The sequence below is a fragment of the Rathayibacter iranicus NCPPB 2253 = VKM Ac-1602 genome (genome assembly GCF_003149025.1).
Taxonomy (GTDB): Bacteria; Actinomycetota; Actinomycetes; order Actinomycetales; family Microbacteriaceae; genus Rathayibacter; species Rathayibacter iranicus.
Genome location: NZ_QGDV01000037.1, coordinates 1 through 3,855, shown reverse-complemented (window position 1 = coordinate 3,855; position 3,855 = coordinate 1). Strand labels below are relative to the sequence as shown.

Below are 3,855 nucleotides of genomic sequence, written 5' to 3'. Positions count from 1 at the left end.
CCAGCCCCGGACCCCACACCACCGACAACCTCCTCGCCGCCAGCGCAGGAGGACTCGCCGCCGGCGGCCTCGGAGGCGCCGCCGGCCGACGCCTCGACAAAACAGCGGACAAACTACTCGACGAGATACCAGCGGTACCACGACTCCCGCAAGACATGAACGTAAGCCCAAAACCGCCACTAGTAAAGGACCCTTTGGGGCGGACGGTAGGGAAGAACGCGAACCAAAACGCCGAAGTCTGGGACATCGTGGACCGCCTCCAGCACACCAGGGGAGTCACGGATATTCGAGTTGATCAGCAGCAGATCAATGCACACGGTGAGCGCGTCGGCATTAATCGGCCGGACGTACAGTACACAGATGCCGACGGTGTTCGCCGTTATATAGAATGGGATACAACCGCCTCCGGTCGGGGGCCGGATCATGCGGCAAGATTGAGAGCGAATGACCCGGACGGTGTCATCGAACTACGAATAGTGGACTGAGAAGAGGAACGCATTATGGTTGATGCTCGAGTGCTCGGTGACAGGTTCGCGCCCATCACGTCACGGATGGGATTCGTGCGCGCTCCCGCTGCTGCTGTCGCCCTAACCTATTACGAATGGGATCACGACGAGAACTCACGCGACACGATCACCGAGGTAACGGGCGGGATATCCGAGGCGGCGCCTCTGATGGAACCCCTGGAATTTGGATCGCCACATAAGTTTCTCGTAGTAGGCACGGCCAACCCGGAATGGAGCGCATTCGTGGAGAACGGGGCGCAGGGCACCGACCCGAGTGGCTCCACCAAAGTACTAGGGCAGCGACTAAACACCGATTCCCTCTACATCACTTGCATACCCTCATGCCCGCCTGGAGACGAACGCGCCAGACTCGGCGCTCGTCAGTTTGTCGTTCACCGTCCAGACCCGGACCCTTCTGCGGGTCTCGCGAAGACGATACGGGTAATCGAATTGACGCAGGACAGCCGCTGGACCTTTCACACCTCCGGCGACCCTTTACCCTTCGAGGACGTCGCCGCTTACACCAACCGTCGTATCGCCGACCGGTTCACCGCGGAGATGCTTGCCGACTATTGCGCCGCCTACGGTCTGCGCCCGTTCGATGACGACTTTTTCCCCGGACCCTCCTACATCATCGAACGAGAACAAAAACTCTCGCCCTTAGCCCGGGTGCGCCCGTCGGAAACGTTCGCGCAAGCGCAAGCCCGCCTGGGCATCATGCCGCGCGACGATAACCAGGAAGAGAACAAGCCGTGACCGACGACGCCACCAGCGAGCAGACCCCGGACGACGAGGGCGTCACCGACCGTGATCTCCTGCACGCCGCTCTCCCTCTGACCATCACCGACGCAATCCCGCACTACCCGACCGCGACGCTCACCGGCCCCGACTGGCGCCTGGACCTCGACTGCGACTGGGCCCTCACCACCCCAGCGGGCCGCGTCACCGGCGAACACCCCCGCGACGCCTTCACCACCGCGTTCGCCACCCTCACCGGCCGGACCATCGTCCGTATCGACTGCGAAGCCGACGCCTACGACCCCGTCCTTACTCTCGATGACGGGTCCATCCTCGAAATCCTCGGCGGGAAAGACAACGACCCCTGGCACTGGAGCATCGGTACCACCGTCGACCTCGAAGGCCCCGACATCAACACTCACGACGACTTCCTCGCCGGCAACTGGAACTACCTCCCCGACAACTGAGTAGAACCAGGGGGGCGCGACGGAGCGTCCTCGCTCTCTGGTGCTTGACGTGGAGTAGACGGGTCCGCCACCGCTCGAAACTGCTACGTCGCTGCGCTCTCGCGGGCCGCGTGGGCTTGCTGGTGGCGGTAGAGCGTTGCGCGGCTCCACCCGAGGCGGCGGGCAGCGTCCTCGGCGGTGCGGCCACGTGCTCGGGCGTCCGCGGCGATCGCGAGCTTGTCCGCGATGACCGCCCGATTCGACAGGAGCCGGCCGAACCGGGTCCCGTTCGCGCGGGCCGCAGCGATGCCGGCGTTGACCCGTTCGACGATGAGCTCCCTCTTCGTACTCCGCGAGCATGTTCAGCATCAGCCGACCCGTCGAGGTCGACGGGTCGATGCCGTCCGAGGTCGACGGGTCGATGCCGTCCGAGATCGACCGGACTTGCACCCCGCGCTCACGCAGCAGGTTCCCCGTGTTCAGGACGTGGATCAGAGACCGACCGAGCCGGTCGACTCGCCAGATGACGACGGCGTCCCCGTCCTCGGCGTACTCGAGGAGCTTCTTCATCCCGCGCCGCTCGATCGCGGTCTTGCTCCCCGATGTCACGTCCGCGAACACGTCCCGTTTCTGCACCCCCGTGGTCGCGAGCGCGTCGACCTGCAACTGCGCGTCCTGATTCGACGTACTCACACGCGTGTAACCGGGAAGCCTCATCACCTCATCCTGACTCTGAAACACCCTCCCCGGCGGGTCCTAAAACACAGTACGGCGAGACAGCTTTATGAGACAGATCAGCGCCCACGTTTACGGGCGCGCCCAGCGTCGAACGAGCCAGCGATCGGGTGGCTTGATAACCTAATGGTTTTCAAGACGCCTACTGTTGCTTCGACGAGGTCGCCCGTACGAGCATGATGGTGGTTCAAGGATCAGGGGGGCACCGATGGTGTGGAAACGACGTCAGCACGAAGAGACACACGCAGTGGCCCCGCCGGATGTTTGGGTCGTGCAGCACGACGAATCGCCAAACAACACGATCCTTGGTGTCTTCGCATCGGAAGCTGAGGCGGCCACCTTCGCTGAGAAGGTTCAGCACCGCTTCCCTAACGGGGTCATCTACGCGAAGTTCCCGCTCGGATACCGATACGACAGTGGGCCTGGTTACGTCACATTCGGACCCAACGACACGGGAAAATGAGCGGCGCGGGGGCTGGAGCAGCCCCGCGCCGCTTGGGTGCTAATTAGTACCGCACGCGAGGTTCGCTTCCTCGTACGCCGATGCAGTCCCCGTCGTGCCCGTAGGGAACGTGCCGGTGCTCCTGACGATCATCCGGAAAGTCGTCTGACGAAGGTCATCGCACTTGCGAATTGGGGATGTCTGTTCGAGACGCCCCTGGCCCACGTTCACCGAGGTGAAAGGCCCCGCCACTTTTTGCAGCCCCCACCACACCGTCTTGTACAGATCAGTGGTCTGAGAGATCCGCGCCATGATCACCGTGCACTGCGTGGCAGGATGCCCACCGACGGCACCGTATGGGAACTCTCCCCCTGAAGCACGCTTGTAGACGTTGCCGGTGTTGATGCTGCAAGCCTGCCCGTTTGCAGCTGTGATCGGTGTACTGGCTCGTGCCACGTTCGCAGTGCTCGCCGATGAATCTGTGAATGTGACCGATGAATCGGTGCTGACTTCGGCGGCTTCTTCCCAAGTGAGGTCATCTGGTCCGGGGGCCGCAATGGCCGCGTCGTACGTGGGTGCATTTTCGGGTGCGCCGTCCGCGAGAGGCGACGACGCAACAGCATCACTGGTCGGAGTCGCCGCTATGGCCGGCGTCACGGTCAGCAACGAGGCAGTGATGAGAGCGCACGTGGCGGCGGACGTTGCAACGATACGAGCAGAGCGATTGGTCATGGTTCTCTTCTTCCCATTACGCCGGCGGCCACCCCTCGTAGCCGACACGTGCGCACGGCCTGTCTACTTCCATCCTCGGCGCCGTCGCATCCTCCCGAAGGCTGACCCGAGAACTGGAGTGTTCCCGTTTCGGTGGACTCGGGTTTATGCCGCGAGTTCGCGGATGTCTCTGTATCCTAGCTCATACTCTTTTGGTGTCAAATAGCCGAGGCTGGAATGTCGTCGTCGCGTGTTGTAGTAGGTCTCGATCCAGCGG

6 protein-coding genes and 1 pseudogene are annotated in these 3,855 nt (G+C 62.8%); 4 read left to right on the top strand and 3 right to left on the bottom strand.

Annotation, left to right across the window (positions count from 1 at the left end):
- From B0H03_RS16970 to B0H03_RS15895, 3 genes are all read left to right on the top strand, one after another.
- On the top strand, window positions 1-485 hold a 485-nt coding region (locus tag B0H03_RS16970; RefSeq protein WP_133248960.1), incomplete at its 5' end, for a peptidase associated/transthyretin-like domain-containing protein.
- A gap of 15 nt (window positions 486-500) precedes the next feature.
- Window positions 501-1,262, top strand: coding sequence for a hypothetical protein (locus B0H03_RS15900; RefSeq protein ID WP_104265675.1), 762 nt, complete (start codon window positions 501-503; stop codon window positions 1,260-1,262).
- Window positions 1,259-1,711: a hypothetical protein gene (locus B0H03_RS15895; RefSeq protein WP_104265676.1), complete on the top strand. Its 453-nt coding sequence runs from the start codon at window positions 1,259-1,261 to the stop codon at window positions 1,709-1,711. Before B0H03_RS15900 ends, B0H03_RS15895 begins: the two co-directional genes overlap by 4 nt.
- 83 nt (window positions 1,712-1,794) lie before the next feature.
- Here B0H03_RS15895 and B0H03_RS15890 read toward each other — a convergent pair.
- Window positions 1,795-2,407 (bottom strand): annotated as a pseudogene (locus B0H03_RS15890) (recombinase family protein).
- 265 nt (window positions 2,408-2,672) lie between these two features.
- Between B0H03_RS15890 and B0H03_RS15885 the strand changes: the two are divergent.
- On the top strand, window positions 2,673-2,888 hold the full coding sequence (locus B0H03_RS15885) for a hypothetical protein (protein ID WP_237399645.1): 216 nt from the start codon (window positions 2,673-2,675) through the stop codon (window positions 2,886-2,888).
- Window positions 2,889-2,927: 39 nt separating this feature from the next.
- On the opposite strand, the gene B0H03_RS16385 is transcribed toward B0H03_RS15885, so the two are convergent.
- Together B0H03_RS16385 and B0H03_RS17620 are read right to left on the bottom strand one after the other, a co-directional pair.
- A complete protein-coding gene (locus B0H03_RS16385; RefSeq protein WP_127844005.1) occupies window positions 2,928-3,599 on the bottom strand; it encodes a hypothetical protein in 672 nt (223 codons plus the stop codon).
- Window positions 3,600-3,743: 144 nt separating this feature from the next.
- Complete coding sequence (locus tag B0H03_RS17620; RefSeq protein ID WP_207774263.1) at window positions 3,744-3,848, bottom strand: hypothetical protein; 105 nt, start codon at window positions 3,846-3,848, stop codon at window positions 3,744-3,746.
- Window positions 3,849-3,855: the final 7 nt, after the last annotated feature.